This window comes from Paraniabella hibiscisoli, from assembly GCF_022512515.1.
GTDB classification, from domain to species: domain Bacteria; phylum Bacteroidota; class Bacteroidia; order Chitinophagales; family Chitinophagaceae; genus Niabella; species Niabella hibiscisoli.
Genome location: NZ_JAKWBK010000002.1, coordinates 429,815 through 448,883 on the forward strand (window position 1 = coordinate 429,815; position 19,069 = coordinate 448,883).

19 protein-coding genes and 1 pseudogene are annotated in these 19,069 nt (G+C 43.0%); 3 read left to right on the forward strand and 17 right to left on the reverse strand.

Annotated elements, in window-relative coordinates:
- Positions 1-9: 9 nt before the first annotated feature.
- The 17 genes and pseudogenes from MKP07_RS30815 to MKP07_RS30880 form a co-directional block, all read right to left on the reverse strand.
- Complete coding sequence (locus MKP07_RS30815; RefSeq protein WP_240851915.1) at positions 10-1,329, reverse strand: glycoside hydrolase family 2 protein; 1,320 nt, start codon at positions 1,327-1,329, stop codon at positions 10-12.
- A gap of 214 nt (positions 1,330-1,543) precedes the next feature.
- Positions 1,544-1,873 (reverse strand): hypothetical protein, encoded by a 330-nt coding sequence (locus tag MKP07_RS30820; protein ID WP_240851916.1) that lies wholly within the window; start codon positions 1,871-1,873, stop codon positions 1,544-1,546.
- 63 nt (positions 1,874-1,936) lie between these two features.
- A complete protein-coding gene (locus tag MKP07_RS43225) occupies positions 1,937-2,197 on the reverse strand; it encodes a glycoside hydrolase family 95-like protein (RefSeq protein WP_394803736.1) in 261 nt (86 codons plus the stop codon).
- Between the two features lie 54 nt (positions 2,198-2,251).
- Positions 2,252-3,717, reverse strand: a pseudogene (locus MKP07_RS43230) (glycosyl hydrolase family 95 catalytic domain-containing protein); the annotation flags it as partial.
- Positions 3,653-4,762: a glycoside hydrolase N-terminal domain-containing protein gene (locus MKP07_RS30835; protein ID WP_240851919.1), complete on the reverse strand. Its 1,110-nt coding sequence runs from the start codon at positions 4,760-4,762 to the stop codon at positions 3,653-3,655. The gene MKP07_RS30835 and the pseudogene MKP07_RS43230, both read right to left, overlap by 65 nt.
- Positions 4,763-4,766: 4 nt before the next feature.
- Positions 4,767-5,414 (reverse strand): glycosyl hydrolase family 28 protein, encoded by a 648-nt coding sequence (locus MKP07_RS40115; protein ID WP_317236171.1) that lies wholly within the window; start codon positions 5,412-5,414, stop codon positions 4,767-4,769.
- A complete protein-coding gene (locus tag MKP07_RS41580) occupies positions 5,354-6,151 on the reverse strand; it encodes a glycoside hydrolase family 28 protein (RefSeq protein ID WP_317236148.1) in 798 nt (265 codons plus the stop codon). The genes MKP07_RS40115 and MKP07_RS41580 overlap by 61 nt, the downstream gene beginning before the upstream one ends.
- Before the next feature lie 825 nt (positions 6,152-6,976).
- A complete protein-coding gene (locus MKP07_RS30845) occupies positions 6,977-7,834 on the reverse strand; it encodes a hypothetical protein (RefSeq protein ID WP_240851920.1) in 858 nt (285 codons plus the stop codon).
- 26 nt (positions 7,835-7,860) lie between these two features.
- Positions 7,861-10,770 carry a Gfo/Idh/MocA family protein gene (locus tag MKP07_RS30850; protein ID WP_240851921.1) on the reverse strand — a complete coding sequence of 970 codons (2,910 nt, stop codon included), beginning with the start codon at positions 10,768-10,770 and terminating at the stop codon, positions 7,861-7,863.
- Between the two features lies 1 nt (position 10,771).
- A complete protein-coding gene (locus MKP07_RS30855) occupies positions 10,772-11,797 on the reverse strand; it encodes an L-rhamnose/proton symporter RhaT (protein ID WP_240851922.1) in 1,026 nt (341 codons plus the stop codon).
- A 33-nt stretch (positions 11,798-11,830) separates the two neighbouring features.
- On the reverse strand, positions 11,831-12,682 hold the full coding sequence (locus tag MKP07_RS30860) for an amidohydrolase family protein (protein WP_240851924.1): 852 nt from the start codon (positions 12,680-12,682) through the stop codon (positions 11,831-11,833).
- 44 nt (positions 12,683-12,726) lie between these two features.
- Positions 12,727-13,233, reverse strand: coding sequence for a CoA transferase (locus MKP07_RS40125; protein ID WP_262920021.1), 507 nt, complete (start codon positions 13,231-13,233; stop codon positions 12,727-12,729).
- Positions 13,212-13,676, reverse strand: a complete 465-nt coding sequence (locus tag MKP07_RS40130) for a CoA transferase (RefSeq protein WP_262920022.1) — start codon at positions 13,674-13,676, stop codon at positions 13,212-13,214. Before MKP07_RS40130 ends, MKP07_RS40125 begins: the two co-directional genes overlap by 22 nt.
- A complete protein-coding gene (locus MKP07_RS40135; RefSeq protein ID WP_262920023.1) occupies positions 13,673-13,897 on the reverse strand; it encodes a CoA transferase in 225 nt (74 codons plus the stop codon). Before MKP07_RS40135 ends, MKP07_RS40130 begins: the two co-directional genes overlap by 4 nt.
- Before the next feature lie 3 nt (positions 13,898-13,900).
- Positions 13,901-15,037, reverse strand: coding sequence for a CaiB/BaiF CoA transferase family protein (locus MKP07_RS30870; protein ID WP_240851926.1), 1,137 nt, complete (start codon positions 15,035-15,037; stop codon positions 13,901-13,903).
- Positions 15,037-16,521: an extracellular solute-binding protein gene (locus MKP07_RS30875; protein ID WP_240851928.1), complete on the reverse strand. Its 1,485-nt coding sequence runs from the start codon at positions 16,519-16,521 to the stop codon at positions 15,037-15,039. Before MKP07_RS30875 ends, MKP07_RS30870 begins: the two co-directional genes overlap by 1 nt.
- Positions 16,461-16,646, reverse strand: a complete 186-nt coding sequence (locus tag MKP07_RS30880) for a hotdog family protein (protein WP_240851930.1) — start codon at positions 16,644-16,646, stop codon at positions 16,461-16,463. The genes MKP07_RS30875 and MKP07_RS30880 overlap by 61 nt, the downstream gene beginning before the upstream one ends.
- 197 nt (positions 16,647-16,843) lie before the next feature.
- Between MKP07_RS30880 and MKP07_RS30885 the strand changes: the two genes are divergently transcribed.
- Genes MKP07_RS30885 through MKP07_RS30895 form a run of 3 tightly spaced genes read left to right on the forward strand, consistent with a single transcriptional unit; the run spans position 16,844 to position 19,055 of the window.
- Complete coding sequence (locus MKP07_RS30885; RefSeq protein WP_240851931.1) at positions 16,844-18,109, forward strand: sterol desaturase family protein; 1,266 nt, start codon at positions 16,844-16,846, stop codon at positions 18,107-18,109.
- Positions 18,110-18,132: 23 nt separating this feature from the next.
- Positions 18,133-18,804, forward strand: coding sequence for a hypothetical protein (locus MKP07_RS30890; protein ID WP_240851932.1), 672 nt, complete (start codon positions 18,133-18,135; stop codon positions 18,802-18,804).
- Positions 18,687-19,055: an outer membrane protein gene (locus tag MKP07_RS30895; RefSeq protein ID WP_240851933.1), complete on the forward strand. Its 369-nt coding sequence runs from the start codon at positions 18,687-18,689 to the stop codon at positions 19,053-19,055. Before MKP07_RS30890 ends, MKP07_RS30895 begins: the two co-directional genes overlap by 118 nt.
- Positions 19,056-19,069 lie beyond the last annotated feature (14 nt).

Consider the following 19,069-nt stretch of genomic DNA (forward strand, 5'->3'; position numbering starts at 1 on the left):
TAGAATCCTTTAAACCAGGCTGCGTCCAGCGATTAGGCCAGGTATGTGACGCGATATAAACCATCGGTTCTTTTTTGGCAGACACATAATTACTACGGAACATGTAAAAAATGTCAGTGGGCTCTTCCCAGGAGTCAGCATACCTTTATAATTCACCGGACCGATCCTATCCAGTTCTCTTAAACCTTCCCCTCCCTGCACCCTGCCTGGATTATCGTGCGAGGTCAACAGCCAGAAGAAATGGCCGGCCACACTGTCTTTAACAGACTCTGCCAGTCGAACCTTCTTTTCCATCAGCTGGGTAAACCGGTCTTCACTAACAGGACCGTTTTGCTTGTAGCCACCTTCTGTATGAAGGTCCAGCGTACGCCATGCTCCGTACTCTCCCACCAAGATCTGCTTTTTTAAATCTTCACCGTAAGTATCCGGGTTGCCACCGTAGGTGCCCGTCCAGTTTTGCGGCACATCCCAGTCGGTGCCTTCTCCTCCATTACAGGTAGTCACCAACCTTTGAGCAGCTGAAGTAGGATCCAGCTCGCGGATGAGTTCGGTGCATTCTTTGGCAAAAGCTTCCGGTATTTTGCTTTCATTTTGTAAACCCCAAAGCACCACCGAAGGGTCATTTCTTCTTTCAACAACCCATTCTTTAAGCAGTTGTTTGAAGTTGGCCTTAAATTCGGGTGTGTCATACCAAACATGTGCAGATAACTGAGTCCACCACAAAATACCTTTCTGATTAAATAACTGCCCATATAACAGGTTGTGTGGTTGATGCCCGTCACGAAAGGCATTAAAGCCTGCCGCTTCCAGCCATTTAACCCTCGCTACCACCTGCTCTTTTGAAAAAGCATGGCTTTGACCTATCAAATGCTCATATTCGGCTACACCATTAATGAAAACAGGTTTCCCGTTCAGGTAAAACTGGTTGGTTGCGGTTTTCCAGTTAATGGTTCTAAATCCGAAATCTGTTTCCAGCCGGTCAATCTCTTTGCCTCCCGCTTTTATTATAGATACGATCTTATACAGATAAGGCTCTTCCACCGACCATAGATTTACTTTACCAACATTGATATTCTTAGTTAACAACTCCGTCTTCGCTGTTGACTGAAGATCCTTCCGCTCGGTAACAGAACGAATAGTTACACCATTTTTATCGACGAGGTTATGAACAACGGTAAAAGATTTTTGCTGCGCACTATAATTTTTAACAGTGGTATTAATATTCAGCAGTGCTGTATTGTTCTCTATTTCAGCCCAGGCATGCACACCAAAGGGTTCAATTCTCAGATCATTGGTTATGATTAACTGAACTGGTCTGAAAATGCCCATCGGTTGTGAACCTTCGCTAAAGCCGCGTTCATCACTACAACCACCACAAACCCAGGGTAAGTCTTTGATAAACGATGGATGCCAGGCACGAACAGCCAGTATATTATCTGTGCCGTCGGTTTTTATAAAGTTGGTTACATCGATGGTAAAAGTAGTTCGACCGCCGGAATGTTCTCCTACTTTTTTTCGTTCAGGTAAACAGTAGCATAAGATCCTACTCCTTCGAAAAAAGGAAGAAACATTTGTCTTTTTTTGCCTGTTTTATTTTGACTATTTTTCGATACCAGGCATCGCCATGTTTGTTACCATGCAGTAATCGACGATAGCCGTGATAGTCGTCCCAATTGTGTGGAACCGTTACCTGTTTCCATTGGCGATCATCGAATTTGTATTCAAATGCTGGTGCAATAGGGTTTTCATCGTTGCCCGCAATAGTACGCCAATTGGCATTCAGGTCAATAGCTATTCTTTTGGCCAAGGGTTGTGACATAGCAACACTACCCAACAAACAGTTTCCAATAGTCAGCAGTATAACTGTCAGCATTGCCATGCGACGTTTGTAAACAGACACGCCATTTATACAAGCTGCCGAAAAAAAGTTAATTCTTTATTGTTGCTGAAGTGAACCATTAAATTGATACGTTCTGTTTTGTTCTGTTGAAAGATTGATCGTTTGACCTTTATAGCGCAGCTTTAACGGTTGGCCTGCTAGTGATTTCACAGTAACCGCCTGCAGTGCTCCTTTGTTCCATTTTATGGAAAGCTCAAAACCACCCCGCGCCTTTAATCCTTTGGCCTCCCCATCCGGCAATGCAGAAGGCAGAGCAGGTAGGATATCTACATATTGAGTATGACTTTGTAACAACATTTCGCCGATACCAGCAGCGCCTCCAAAGTTCCCATCAATCTGGAATGGCGGATGTGCATCAAACAAATTGGGATAGCTTCCCGCGCCACCTTTTACCGGGCTCAATAACATTTGTATCAGCTTATAAGTGTGATCACCATCTAAAAATCTTGCCCACAGGTTGATCTTCCAACCCAGGCTCCAACCCGTAGCGGCGTCTCCACGGTATAGTAGTGATTGTTTTGCAGCTTTTATTATCTCCGGAGTTTGCTCCCAGTTGATCTCGCTACCCGGATACACCGCCCATAAATGAGACACATGGCGATGCTTATCAGTTGTATCATCAACATCCTGCATCCACTCCTGTAACTGTCCGTAACGGCCAATAGCATTGGGTGCGATCTGGCTATATTGCGTCTCCAGCTTTTTCCTGAAGGGATCGTCTACTTTCAAAATATTTCCGGCGTCTATTACAGACTTAAATAAATTCCGGATGATCTGGTGATCCATAGTTGGACCAGCTACTAAGCCACCATGTTCGGGTGAGTTAGAGGGCGTACTGATCAGATATCCTGTCTTGGGATCCTTCACCAGAAAAGCGCTAAAGAATTCAGCAGCGCTCTTCATCAGCGGGTAAGCCGTGTCTTTTAAGAACCGCGTGCTTTGCGTGTAGAGATAATGTTGCCATAAATGATCACAAAGCCAGGCTCCCCGGTAACCCAGATCCCATGGTTAGATGCATTAATAGCCGCAGTGCCTCTCCATAGATCTGTATTGTGATGCAGTACCCATCCCGGCGCATTGTAATATTGCTTTGCCGTCTCCCTTCCCGAAACTGACAATTCGCGGACCATTTCAAATAAAGGTTGTTGTGTAGCCGATAAATTCAGGAGATCCGAAGGCCAGTAATTCATTTCAGCATTGATATTAGTCGTGTATTTACTACCCCATGGCGGAGAAAGCAAGTCATTCCATATACCCTGCAAATTAGCCGGACGAGTGCCGGGCCGCGAGCTGCTGATTAACAGGTAGCGACCGTATTGCAGGTATAAAGCCACAAAATCAGGGTCACTATTATTTAATGCGAACCCGTTCAGGCGTTTGTCCGTAGTAAGGTTCGAATACTCACCGCCGTTATTTCCCAAAATAATCGAGAATGTATTAAAGTAGCTTTGATACTCTTTAACATGCACCTCTTCAACCTGCTGCCAGGTCTTATTCTTCAACTTATTGAGGCTTGCTGAGGCCAACTGAAATGGGTTGGCACTTATGTCTTTAAAGTTTTTATAATTGGTGTTGGCGGTAAGCCAGGCGGTTACTTCGTCTGCACCGGTTATTACCAACTTGTTGTCTTTAACCAAAACAGATCCGCCTGTTGCGCGAATGCTCAAATAACTTACACCATTTAAAGCGCCGTCTTTAACCTTTACTTCCAGGCTAAGGGTATTACCATCTATTCTTTTTATACTATTAGACTTATGAGGACTGCTCAACTCTGCTATAAAGCTGATGCTCTTTTTTATTGGATGTGAAGTGAACACCCAGCGCCTGATCTACAGCACTGGATATATAAGATCGTTGGTATTGAATGCCATTGTATGAATAGCTCGTGGTGGCAACTGCCCGGGAGATATCCAGCTCTCGTTTATAATCTTTTACAGCAGACTCCTCTATATCAAACACAAAATTCAAATCACCAAAAGGCTGATAAGCCGCCTGGTACTGCCCTACAGCAGGAACATCTATATCCTGTATAAAATATTTCCATTGACCATTGAGCGACAACTTTTGTTGTGCATTTTCATTTACCGGGTATACGCCTATGTGATTGGACACGTCTTTATAGCCCATAATCCCTCCTTTACTCGTAAAATTAATTACCAATATGGAGATAGTATTTTTACCGGTTTTTAAGGCTGAAGCCGGTATTACATAATTACGCGCATCTGCATTCGCCTGCGAGCCAATGAGGGTTCCGTTGATATAAGTATAATCCTGATCTGCAACTTTATTAATGTCGAGCTTCAAATCCTTCCCTATCCATTTCGCAGGCAGATCGAACTGGTAACGAAACCAAACGGCGCCATCCATCCCCTCAAAGCCCTGTGTTTCCCAACCTTCATAATGTGGGACTGCCATCGTTTTCCAGGACGCATCGTTGTAGCCCGGTTGCGAAGGATTATTTTTTAACTGCAGAATCGACAGTATTTTTTTCAACCATGCATCACGGTTTCCTTCGTTGGATTTGAGTCCCATAAACTCCTTGCCGGCAAGTTCTTCCGCCTGCTTTTGTTTTCCCGCAAACAATAATCCTCTTATCGTGTCAAGGTATTTATAAGCACCCTGTTTGTTGTAATTACGCGGATAGCCGGTCCACAGTGTTTCTTCATTAAACTGGATACGGTCATTCTTTACACCGCCGAACACCATAGCTCCGATGCGCCCATTACCAATGGGCAATGCTTCTACCCATTTGGTGGCAGGTTTGTCATACCATAGCTTCAAGTCCTGGGCATTGATAGTTCCAGCATCCATTACAAGGGCCAGGCAAACCAAAAATTTTAAAAAAGATATTTTAGCAGGCATATTTCTAATTGCGTTTAACTTCTTTGGTATCCACTTCCTTTCCTACCAGTATTAACTCGTTGGTAAAAAGATTATTTTGTAAATTGATATCCTTTGTATCCGCGCCGGTTATTTCCAGGTATTTTTTGGTTTCACCAAAAGGCCAGCTGTTTTGAAGTAAAGCTCCTTTGGTATTGTTGAGTGTAATAACCGATTTATCTGCTAACGGTTTAGCAGTTTCAAAACCATTCACAAGTAAACGTTCTACATTATCTGTCTTCAATGAGCTCCCCACTGTGGTATTCACCCGTACATTATGCAATTGAATGTCTTTGGCATTCCTGATGGTAATACCCCGTTGCGCCTCAAACACTACATCATGCAAACTAATTTCACTCACAGGCATTTCCTCTATACCGTTAATATACATCGCTTCATTCGTATAAGCCGTGATATTGCTCAGGCGTATGTTCCTGAATTTAGGTGTGCGCTCCGTAACAGGTTCAGGCGAAGACTTTCCATATTCCATATCCATCACAATAGCCTGGTCTTTTATATTTTTCATGATGATATTATCAACGCGAATATCCTCAACCACACCACCGCGACCTCTCATTGTTTTAAGCCGAATACCTCTATCAGTACCATCAAATATGCAGTTGCTGATAGTAATCTTTTTACATCACCGCTCATTTCACTACCGATCACCACACCACCATGACCGCTCAACATGGTACAATTGGTGATTGAATAATTTTCAGCAGGTCTGGCTTTGGCACGGCCCGGCTGGTCTTTACCTGATTTAATGGTGATACAATCATCTCCTACACTAATGAAACAATCACTAATGCGTACGTTGCTGCAACTTTCGGGATTAATGCCATCTGTATTAGGCGCCAAACGCTGCGGGTTTATTACCGTTACAGCATGAATGGTTACGTTATCGCAAAACTCCGGGTTGATGGTCCAGAAAGGAGAATTACGAAAAGTAACGCCCTGTATCAGGATATTTTTGCTATTCATAAACTGCACTAATGGCGGGCGCAGGAACCCTCTCTTCATCTGTTTAGGATCGTCGGGCAATAAGATATCTTTATTTAAACGATCAAATTCATATTGCCATTTAGACCTCGGTTGATCAGCTTTATAGCCCTCTACAAAATCCCACCATTTTTTCCCGTGGCCGTCGATGATGCCCCTTCCGGTGATAGCAATGTTTTCTACATTATTAGCGTAAAATAATGGTGAAAAGCTAGTAACATCTACCCCTTCGTAACGGCTTTCTACCATGGGCAGGTAATCATCAAAATCATTGCTAAAATGTAGTTCAGCACCAGCGTCAATAAAAAGAGTAATATTACTTTTGAAATGTATCGGGCCGGTAAGATATTTTCCTGCAGGGAAATACACCGTACCGCCTCCCGCTTTCGCAGCAGCATCTATCGCTTTTTTATAGCCTGTGTAGCTTTGGCACTGCTATCTTTTTTGCGCCAAACTTCGTAACATCATAATACTGTTGGGCGACTGCACTAACACCTATGCAACAAACTATCAAAAACAAAAAAGAACGGATAATACCGGGGCAAGACCTCTTCATACTATAGAATCGTTTAACTAAATTTCTTTTAATTTGATTACGCTAACAACGTATAATAATGTTAGGTTCAAAACGTTGTGCGAAACGCAATAAAGATACCAGCCATTCCTTTAAAATTAATGGCGATATTTATTTTCAGCTTGTACTTTTTTACTATTTGTGATTGAAGGCCCGGCCAACTTTTCATCTGTTAATTATATGTCGCTCCTACGGAGCTTTATAAGTCAATTTATAACTCCTTCTACCCATATGTAAGTACTGACGGACTTAAGATTTACGAATCCCCCCAACACAGGCTTCAGTATAACTGTAGAGTCAACAAAGTGCCTTGCTTTCTGTTAATCATATGTCGCTTCTACGGAGTTTAAAACAAAGCACACCTCTTATTCTACCATGTTGCTGATCTTATGGTATTGTGCTACTAATGACATAACTGCCATATATTTTTTCTAAATCGATATATGAAAATGAGGGGGCTGAATAACGTCCTCGGGAGATCGATCTAAATTATACGAACCATGTTTTCAATAACATTCGGTCCTGGGAGGACCTGGCATTGGTAACACAGCTCTTAATAGTCCAACAACGAGTCCTGTAAAGACGACATATTAACACAGCAGCTCAGCTTCCAGGCATCTTTATTCAAACAGCCAGTCTACCTGCTTCCTGTTGCCGCTTTCGTATAAACCAGCATCGTAAATGCGCAAAGGTGAATCTCCATCTACAAAACCCAGTATCAACGCTACTCCTTTCGCCAGCTTCAATGTATTATTACCCGGCTTAAACTCGTAGGTATGTACATGTAATTGTGGCATGCCCGGAATAATCATAGCATTAGCAATTTTAGTATCTGCCTGCCCGTATTCGTTTGCTGTAGCATTGGTCTCCAGTTCCGGTTGCTTCAGATAGGTGGTATCTACAGTAAAGGCCGCTTTCTGAGGTTTTAAAAATCCCACCAATATCTTCACAGGTCGCTGGTTAGTAAATGAAATTTGAGTTCCGTTCGCGATTTGTTGTTTAAAAGATGTTTTCAAACCTTTCAATCCCTTTAGCTCTCCCGCAAATGATTTTACCGCAAAGCTGGTATCCGTAAAAGGTTGTGCGAGGCTATCGATAGTATAATACCGGCTATCGGCGGCCAATTTAACTCCTGCATTTTTCAGCAATACTACTTGTTGTGCTGCGCCGGGCTTCACCTCTTTCAAGGAATCAATTTTATGTTGAAATACAGATAGCTCTTTTTCAAAAACGGGTAATACATCATGCCAGTTTTTATATTTTCCACCCTGCCCGGTTAGCGGAATCTTTCTGGCGCCTGTTTGCATACTGTTGGCATATAGATAAGTTCCCTTAGTTAACGCAGTAAGCTCCTTATACCATCTCACGCTTTCTTTGAGTAATGGTAAGGCTTTATCCAGATCTTTTATGTCGCTAGAATACTTATACCGTAAGACCAGCAAGGCAGCTTCTGCTTTAAAAGCAAAATGATAGGCCATAGCGCGATAGCTATATGCGTCATTCTTTAATCGCTCAAACTCATCCGTATCTTTTTCACTAGTTTCACTGCATCAATGGCCGCAACTGCTCTGTCCCCATGTGCTTTTACCTCCTTAATGATCTGAACTGGAGTCTCTCCTGTATGCTGTTTGCCGTTCCATTCTTTGTCTGCATACTCGGCCAATGACTCGCCTTCAGGACTTTCCGCCTCGTATAACAAAGTAAAGAGGCCAAAACGATAAGGGTTGATCAGCTGTGTCATCAACATGCCCAGGTTTAATGTCTGACGATTACCATCTGTAATACCAAAACGCCTTAATAGCTTGGGCGAAATCTCTCCCATTTCTTCGTAAGATCTTAAAATATGGCCGCCATCAGCCTGAGATACGCCAAACTGATCGGCCAGGTTGCGATTCCAATAAGTAACTTCAGCAGAACGCTCTCTTTTGGCTTTCCAGGCATAACGGCTCCAGGCTTTATACCAAAGCCAGTCACGCTCGATCTGTAAAAGCCTTGCGCCGCCTTTTACACTATCAGCAGCATAAGGCCAGTCCCAGTAAGAAGCCTGTGGATATAGATGAAGGCCATTGCCGCCCATCACTTCGTGCATGCCAATTACAGAACGCTGGATAAAATCAGCCGAGCCATAACGGAAGGGTTCCAGGTTGGCCAGTATATGCACATTCTCTATCTGAACCGAACCCAGCTTACTTAGCTTCTGGTGCAGCTCAGCCCAGGCCCCACGCGGCCGGTCGTAGGTAAGCGCTTCTCCGTTAAATTTAGCTTCAGTATATAAATTTTTATAAAGTGGCAAAGCCGCCTGCATCACTGCCGGTGCATCGGTGTCGTGCGCGCGCAGTACGATCGGAGGTTCTTCAGTTTTCCCTAAAGCTTTTAAACCATCCTTTACACCGGGTATAATTGTTTTGGTAAACCAATTGATATCATCCTGTCCCACCCCTTCCATGGCTTCACCCAGACACACCATTAGTCCTACATTGGGATATTTTTCTACGAAAGCTGCAATAGATTTTTGGGTATAATCTGCAATAACAGGAATAATGGGTCTTTCCCGCTCCTGTGTTTTAATACCATGCTTCTCGGCAAAGGGTTTTGAAACAATGATATTATAAAACATCTGGATCACCCAAATACCACGTTTATCAGCTTCTGCTGTGAGGAAACCAAAAATCTCCTCATTCATTTTAAAAGTTGCATCATCCACCTCAACCGCATAAGGATAATCTTTCAATTTAACCAGTGAAGCAAAAGGATGACCATTCCAAAGGTAGAGCGAGTTCATACGGTTGTTTACCATCGAATCCAACACCTGTATCCATAACTTTTTATCGTATAGCCATGGAAATGTTTGGGGTGTATAAGGATACTCGTAAACGGTGCGACCTGGTAAATAGTAAGGCTTTTGTAACCCGATACACTCGCCACGCAATACCATTTCAGGTGCATCCTGTAAGTTCAGAGAAGCTGGCAATTTTTTCAACTCAGATGATTGGTCCGCCAGCTCTAAACAGCCATATAATATACCTGAAGCATCAGCACCCGATATATGGGTTATATTTTTTGAAGACTGAATGGAAAATCCTTCTTTTTTAAGATCGCTATTAAAATTTGCGTCAATAAAAATCGTTGTTTGATTAGCCGGAACCTTCTTACCTGCGGTTGCCACAACAGAAACCATGTATCCGATCTGCTGCAGTTTACTTTTCAATAAGTCTACCCCGTATACAACCCTCTGTTGCTTTTGAAGGGGATTAACAATCACTACTTTTTCTGCTATAGCTGCTGAAGAGGTATTGGCCCAAATAAGGAATACCAACAGCCAGGTCATTTTACTCATTCGCCCGAATCTGTTATTATGTTCAAAAAAATCATCTGTTATCACGCCACCTTTGCCGTTGCTGTTATAAGCTGCTTCAACGCAGATCATTGTTTCCAGCGCATCGTCAATACTATTTTCAGGTTTATTAATGATACCTGCTTTTGCCAACTGCATCTGCTGCATGGTGCCGATAAATGCATGAGGGAACCAGGTTCCTTCTATTACTTTTGTTTGCCACTGCGCCTTCCCTCCTTCTTCAGCAATGATATATTCAAAACTATCAGCCACACCGTGTGGATAATTGATCAATGCACCGAAGGTTATTTTAATCGCTCCCTGAGTGCCTTCAATTTTCACATACGACTCCTGTTTCTGATAGCTGTAATTATGATTATGATTCGTATGAATTACGGCACGAACCATATCGCCGTAGTCCATTATAATATTAGACTTAACCGAAGCCAGTTGGGTTGCTTCAGGATGCTTAAAAGTTCGGGCATATACTTTTGAAGGGGTGCCTAAAAAAGAACGGATCAGATCTACATAGTGGATACTATGATAGTTGATCTCCATTCTTTCTTTGGAAAATAAGAACTCCCATAAATTCCAGGGCGTATGCACATTTACATACACTTCCAGGTCTGTTATGGGTCCTATCTTCCCATCGGCAATCATTTTTCTCGCTTCCAGCATATAAGGTGCAAAGCGCATCTGGAAATTGACTCCCGCCAACAGGTGTTTCTTTTTAGCAAGCGCATGAATGGCTTTTGCCTCTTCGAGACTTTCACCATAAGGCTTTTGTATCAGTATGGTTGCACCCTCAGGTAACAATTCTAATACGGGGATAATCTCCGATGCAGGCAAAGCAAAATCATATACCACATCCGTACCATGGGCTGCCACCATTTCTTCCAGGTTCTCATAAACTTTTTCAATGCCAAATTTCTCAGCCAGAGCTTGCGCCTTCTGCTTATTACGGTTTACTATGCCGGCAACCTTAAAGCCTGCTATCTGGTACGCTGGTAAATGAGCATCGGCTACTATACCGCCGGCTCCAATAATACAAATCGGTGCTCCCGCTTTATCATTAGTCATATCAGGTTCCTCCCAGGTAATTACCGTAAGTAAGCACTACTACGGCTAATAAAAGAATAAATAGGGCAAAGCCAAGTGCTTTGCGCGTTACAGCCCTCGTAGCTTTCCACTCCTTCAAAATAACACCAACGAGTGAGCTAAAAAACACAAGCATGATCATGTGTATGGCCCAGCTTGAAAATTCATATTTTCCCAATCTTACATGTCCTAATCCATAAAAGAAAAACTGACCATACCAAAGCATGCCTGTAATCAAAGCCATCAGGTAATTAGTTCCCAATCCACTTTGTTTGGTGGATGCATATTCAGAAAGGGTTTTATTTTTAAGATGTAACCACAATGTATAAACTAATGTGGTAACAAATGCTCCTGTATTGGAAAACAGGTATACTACATTTACCTGAAAATCGCCGGCTCCATAATTGGCTGCTATGTCTGATATAGGTTTGCCTGCATTGATGGCAAAACCATAAAAAGCTGATAGCACACCTGCCAGCAGACAAAGCGGTAATCCTTTTTTAAAGGAAAAACCAGCCTGGTTTTGCGCAACGTCTTTTTCCTTTAAACGACCGGCGAGGCCACAAAACGCAATACCCGCTGCACCCAGGATCACACCGGTTAAGATCCACTGCCCTCCCGTACCACTTAACGCTTCGCCCAATGTACCGGCCATCATTGGTGGAACCAGGGTTCCTAAAACGCAGGATATACCTACGGATATGGCATAAGTTAAAGAAAAGCCTATATGTTTAATGGCCATGCCAAAAGCAGTTCCACCAACACCATAAGCCATACCCAGCAGGAAAGAATTACGCATAGCTTCACCTGGAGCATCGGATAACACTTTACCCAAAGATGGAATAGTAAGCCATGCTACCAGGATGGGTAACAGCAGCCAGCAAACCGATGCCTGCGCCAGCCAGTAAGTTTGCCAGCTCCAGCCTTTTACTTTCTTCTCGGGAGTATAGCATAAGGATGCCGAAGCAGCTCCAACTCCATGAAAAAATATACCGCCAAATAGTTGCATGCCTGAGGTAGTTTGTAGAACCGGGGCTCTCGTTTAAAGGTTAAGGTTATAAAATGCTACTGCGTTCTCGCTGAAAATCCTGTTTCTTGTATGTTCGTCTGAAACCAATTCTTCGATCACCTGTTTATATACCGACCAGGTTTTTACATACGAACCGCCTAATAAGGATACCGGCCAGTCGCCACCCAGGAAACAACGATCGGTGCCAAATTCAGTCAATACGAAATCGATATAGGGTTTAATACCTTCTACCGTAAAGTTTTCTTTTCCGGCTGTAGTTCCCAGGCCCGATATCTTAGCGTAAAATTGAGAATTTGTTGCAGCTTCTTTCATGAGGTTACCCCATTCCCCGAATCTTTCTCCTGCCTGTATAGGTGGCTGATTAAGATGGTCGAATACCATTTTAAGATCGGGAACTTTTGCAGCAACTTCGAGCGCTGCCTGAATATGGGCAGTCTTTACACCTACTACATCAAAAGGAAGATGACGTGCTGATAATAATTGCAGGCTTTCGATAACAGCATGCTGTAGCAGCCAACGGTCATCAGCCTCATCATGAATTAAATGCCGCACACCCTTAAAATATTTTTCTTCCGATACCACCGATTGCAATAACTGCTCTGTTTTCGAAGGATTTAAAAGCGGCAACCAACCTACAACACCTTTGATCCAGTCATGCTTCACGGCAGCCTCTATCATCAATGCCGTATCATCCAGGGTATTATCAGCCTGCACAATTATTCCGCCTTCTACCGAAGCGGTTAAACGAAGTTCTTCGAGATCTTCGAGACTGTAATTTTTATTGAGTAAATCCGGTGCAGCTTTCAACCAGTCATAGGCAGACCGTTCCAGATTCCAGATATGTACATGCGTATCGATTATCATAATGGACTTTCAATCTTTGAATACCGATACCAGGCCATTATAGCTTATTTGGCATCAATAATTTCGGGTTTTACACCGATTTCAAATTTAAGGTCAATTTCGTTATTATGTTCTCCCAAACCCGGCGCTCCGGTACTTCCGGACAGATACTGAGTATCTATGGTAATAGGCGACCTGGTTGTTTTAATGGAAATACCATTAGTCGTTTTAACAACTACTTCCATATTTAAAGCCTGGTAGCCTTCCTCTTTTGTCAACTGCTCGTAATCCAATACCCTGGAACACCAGATACCGGCCGGTTCGAGTATATCTAACCAATAAGACGTCGTATTGTTGAGAAGATGGCGGGCCAGTGCCGATTTTATTTCATCTCTTTTATCAAACCAGTCTGCTTTTTCGCTATAAATGGCCAGTTCGTCACATCCTGTCAATATGCCCAGCTGAATAATATCGGCCATAGCCAAAGCAATAAAATCATCCTTTGTTTGATAAATACCGTAGGGTGCGGCAACATAAGCATGTCCGCTATTTACTGCGCTTCGTTGAGGCAATTGCCCCCGTCATTATAATAACAGGTTAATACTTCAAACTGGAAGTCCAAAGCGCTTTCCAGCATACTCACTTCAATGCTTCCGCCTTCACCCGTAACACCTTTTTGATATAAAAGCGCCAGTATACCCTGAGCCAGGTGCGCCCCTGCCAGCATATCCACTACAGAAACGCCCATAGGTGTGGGATTAGCAGTACTACTATTATTCAGCCAGGCAAGGCCCGAAATAGATTGTAATAATAAATCCTGTCCCGGCAGTTTTTTCCATTCTCCTTCGTCTCCATAGCCAGTTATGCTCGCATAAACTATCGAAGGATTGATTTCCTTCACACTTTCATAATCAAAGCCCAGCCGCTCCATAACGCCCGGACGAAAATTATGCATCACCACATCCGCCTTTTTAATCAGCTCTTTAATTCTGAATACATCGTCAGGATTCTTCAAATCGGCGGCGTAGCTTTTTTATTACGGTTGATTGCATGAAAAATAGAAGACTCTCCGTCTATCATCACATCCGAAACATAGAGCTCCCTGCAAATATCGCCGGTACCCGGTTTCTCAATCTTTATTACTTCCGCACCAAAATCTGCCAGGCATAAAGACGCCGAAGGACCAGATAAGAACTGGCTGAAGTCTACAACTAATATATCCTGTAGCAGTTTCATTATTTATAAAAGTTCTTCCTTTATTTTTTGGGTATGTTGTCCTAATAAGGGGGCTGGTTTATTTGAAAACAGGCGCCTGCCATTAATCTTTATAGGGCACCGCGTTGTGAGATAACTCTCTTCACTATTCACCACCACACTGTTTTCCATCTGAACGCTTTTATACAGATCCGTTTTCCGAAGCGCATTCCAGTCATTTATTTCGGACGCCCATAATCCCGCTGCTTTCAAACGCTCCAGCCAGTAGGCATTATTTTGGGTAAGCAGTTTAGCCGCTATGATAGATTTTATTTCATCTCGTTTTGCAAAAACATCTGCCTGCGAATATTGTTCCAACTCAGCTATAAACAACACTTCTCTCAACTGGGGAATGCTCATCATTGCCAGTGCGATATGACCATCTGCTGTTTTATAAATGCCATACGGTGCACCCAGTAAAGGATTTCCGTTACTTACGGCGCTTCTTTTGATTCCTTGTTTACTGTGGTAATGCGTAGTAAATAGCTCAAACTGAAGGCTGATGGCTGATTCCAATAAGCTTAATTCTACATAAGCGCCTAACCCGGTCTTCTGTCTTCTGATCAAAGCGGCCAATATGCCCTGCACTGTATGAATACCGCAAATACTGTCAACAACAGATAAACCAAAAGGCATTGGTCCGTCTCCATGATCGCCTGTGGTGTAGGCAAGGCCTGAGAGCGATTGTATCAGCAAATCCTGTCCCGGTTTACTTTTCCAGGGTCCTTTTTTACCATAGCCGGTTATTTCGGCATATACAATACGCTCGTTTATTTTCTGCACATCGGTGTAAGAAAGGCCTATTTTCTCCATAACACCCGGCCTGAAATTATGCGTGAGCACATCTGCTTTCCCGATCAGCTTTTTCACCAGGTCAAGATCATCGGGGTTCTTTAGATCCGCTGTAAAACTCTCCTTATTTCGATTGATGGCGTGAAAGTTTAAAGCATCCTCTCCTACCCAAAGGTTTTTTATCGACAATTTCCGGCACGGATCTCCACCTCCGGGTCGTTCTATTTTTATAACCCGCGCACCCAGATCAGCCAAACGTAAACCGGCCGATGGACCTGACAGGTATTGGCTAAACTCTAAAACAATTAAACCTTTTAAGGGCAACAACATCAGGCAAATACTTTTGATAAATTTTTCTCTAAAGACTCAGCATATATTTCGTTGAGCTTGGTTAAAACAGCTTCTGCATTCTTTTGCTTTCCCAGCATAAACTCCTGTATATAAAAACCGGCTTCATCCTGGAAGTGCAGGTACCCGTGGTAGCGGGGACGTAAATACCCATTCTCCATTACCGGTAACACATTATTAAAAAAGTTATTGGTAACCTGGTTATTGCGTTCATTATTCCAGGCCGCCAGATAACCCGGCTGTCCTTCATTTAAGGTATAACCATTGATCTGAAACTGCGGCGAACAGGCCATTTCAACAAAAGCTACCGCTTCCTGCTGGTGTTTGGAAAAAGCAGAAACGGAAAGTCCTGTGCCTCCAATGGTCGTTCTTAATTTTACTCCATTATAGTTTACCACGTCAGTGTAAGTAAGGACATTTTTTGCATAGCCCTCACGACTGTAGTTGGTATACCCGTAGGCGAAAGGACAGTACCAATATTGATCTGAGCCAGACATAGCTTCTGCAACTTTTATCGGGTTCTTTTCAAACATGCTACGATCAACTGCGGCATATAGCTCATACATGGCATGTAAAGCCGCTGTACCGGTAGCATTGTCAATTACTTCCTCAGCTCCCGTAAACGGGGACTTGCCCAGGGCGATGCAAAAAGTATAAAAGTTCATCAACAGATCAATCGGTATTGCCGGAACAGCCACCCGCCCTTGTTTTGCAAGACCGATCACATCCAGCCATGTTTGCGGTACCGCTACATTGGCGTAATCGAAAAGATCTTTCCTGTAACTGGCTGCAGGCGTTGCGGCATCAATAGCTAATGCCCACTGATGCCCGCCATAAAAATAACTGGGATGAGATGCGCCAACACTGTTCTCCGACTGATCGAGTAAATAAGCCTGGGGTAAATGCTCATCCAATGCCAACACACAACCGGTCGCGGCTGCTGTTCCTACCCAGGGATGATCAATAATCAACAGGTCATATTCCTCCGTGAGTTTCTCTATCGGAAAATCAGCAAACTGCTGAAGACTGCGCTTATGCCATTGAATCTCAACATTGGGATGCAACTCTGTAAACCGCTGAGATGCGGCTTGTAAAGGTGTTATCCCCCTGCTATGGTTCCAGGTAATTCCTTTTAAAACAATATCAGCCATTTGCCTCCTTTTTTCAACCAATAATAAATGCTCACAAACCATCACTAACTCATCGTTTTGATTGAACACTTCCAACGCTTCAGAAACAATGCCATAGCCTGGCTTTTTATGATCCCGTTTGTCTTTTATGGTAACCTTTGCCTTAATCGTATCATTAATAAAAACCGGTCGGATAAACCGAAGTTTTTCATAACCATAAGTCATTGCCACTTCATTAATTAACCCAGCAGTTAAACCAACACCAATGCTAAAAATTAAAGTACCATGTGCAATCCGCCTTTTAAAAGGTTGTGTTTTACACCATTCTTCATCCATATGATGGGGTAAAAATCTCCTGACTGGCCTGCATGCAATACTATATCTGCATCGGTAATCGTTCTGCCTGTAGTAGACCTGGAATTTCCTATCTCAAATTCCTCATAATATATTTTAACGCTCATATTGCAAGCCTTTTATCGTTGATCGAAAATAGATTAAGGCCCGAGGTTAAAAAATGGGTTGTTTCACTAATATGATGGAAGATTTTCCTAGTAAATCCGGAATGGATTGAGAGAGAAATCAGGCGTAAAAACGACTGTCTGACAGCTAAGAAATCATCTAAAATCCGAAAAAGATTGATAATTTTACTGAGCTTGTTATGGAAACTTATGGTAAAATATTATTGATTGCGATGCCTGCTTTCCTGGGCCTGGTGTTGCTTGAAAAATGGTATGCCTGGCGTAAAGGAAACGACAATGTCAGAACTACGGATATGATCAGTAGTCTGCTTAGCGGTGTCACTAATGTAACTAAAGACGTGCTGGGCCTGAGTATTGTTATTTATGGCTATGGATGGATGGTGGAGCGGCTTGCGGTATATTATGTGCAGGCCACCTGGCTCACCTACCTGATCGCCTTTCTTGCCCTCGACTTTTCGGGATATGTAGTGCACCGCATACAACACACTTACAACTTTTTCTGGAACGGACACCTTGTTCATCACAGCAGTGAGGAGTTTAACCTTGCCTGTGCGCTGCGGCAAAGCATTTCAGGCATCGTTAAGATATTTGCCGTTTTCCTGCTTCCTGCAGCCTTGCTGGGAGTTCCCGAAAAAGTGATCGCGGTGGTGGCACCTTTGCACCTGTTCGCTCAATTCTGGTACCATACTGTCCATATCGATAAAATGGGGTTCCTGGAAAAAATTATTGTAACGCCCTCTCATCATCGGGTGCACCATGCTATCAACCCGGAGTACCTGGATAAAAACTATTCGCAGATCTTCATTTTCTGGGACAAATGGTTTGGCACCTTCCAGGAGGAGTTGCCGGATAAACCACCCGTATATGGCATTACCCGGCCGGTACAAACCTGGAACCCGATCAAGATCAATTTTCAGCATTTGTGGTTGTTAATAAAGGATGCCTGGCATACGCAGAACTGGAAAGACAAATGGAGAATATGGCTGATGCCAACGGGCTGGAGGCCGGCAGATGTGGCGGAGAAATATCCCGTTTATAAAATAGAAGATGTGTATCAATTTAACAAATATGAAACAGGTCTAAACCCTTTAATGAAAGCGTGGCTATGGATTCAACTAGCGGCCCTCTTACTTTTTCTTTCTTATTTGTTTGGGAATATTACTCCAATAGGAGCACCGGGCATTTTTATTTACGGATTATTCATCTTCTTGTTTGTATACGCTTTTGCCGAATTAATAGATCATAACCCGTATGCCTGGGTTTGGGAAATGCTCAAATTGCTCTGCGGGTCTTTGATCCTTTTATATAGTGATCAATGGTTTCAATCAGCCATAATCCCGGATTATGTAAAAATCATCGTCGCCGGCTACCTGTTATTATCTGCAATAGTTAGTTTTTATTTTTCTTTGAGCTTCAGAAAGGCGACAATACCAATAAATAACTAATATTGCTATTGTAAATTACTCAAGTGAAACTAAGAAAAACAATAACAGCCATGCTAACCATGGCACTGTCTGCGGGTATCATCAATGATTCGCTCGCTCAGTCTTTCCCTAACCCAATCAGCAATAACTTAAGCATAACAGCAGGAGCTGAATATCAAAAAACAAATTTCAGATGGTCGATTGCGGGTAATGAAGAGGGCAAGGATCCCAATATCCTGTCTGAACTTATTTATAACCCCATACATTCAGCAGGCTTCAATATTGCTGCGGCATATAAGCCCTATCAGAAGCTTTTATTAACCGCCAGCTTTAGCCGGCTACAAACCTACAAAGGAAGCGCTACTGACATAGACTATAATGGAGATAACCGAACCGATTATACACCTCCTTCTGTTGGAGACACCCTATTTAACAGTAATAAGGGCAATATGCTGCAATATGCGATATCGTTAAGCTACCCCTTACTTGAAAACCACTTACTTGAAATTAATGCCGGAGCCGGCTATCAATTCTCGAAAGAACTATTCTACCTGCGTGATGAGGAGATGCCCGACCTGAATACGACCTACGATGCGAAATGGAGGTCCGCCCGGATCTTTGTCAACGGAACATTAAAGTTTACCCCCGGTTATATCTCGCACCAGAAGTCTCTTTTCAACCAGGAGTTTATGATGCGGTTGCCAACTGGAATATAAAGGAAGAATTTCAACAACCGGTTAGTTTTACCCATACGGCTAATAGTAGTGGCTGGAACTACCAGGCAATTTTGGGATACAAATTCAGTAGCCATTTCAACGTTCAGGGAGAATGGCGCTACTCTAACTGGGAAACTACCAAGGGTATTGACAGGTTATTCCTGAAAAATGGCCAGACACCGGAAACACAAATGAATGGTGCATTCAGGAAAGCCAATGGCTGGAGATTAAGCGCTACCTACACTTTTTAAAGCAAATAGCTATC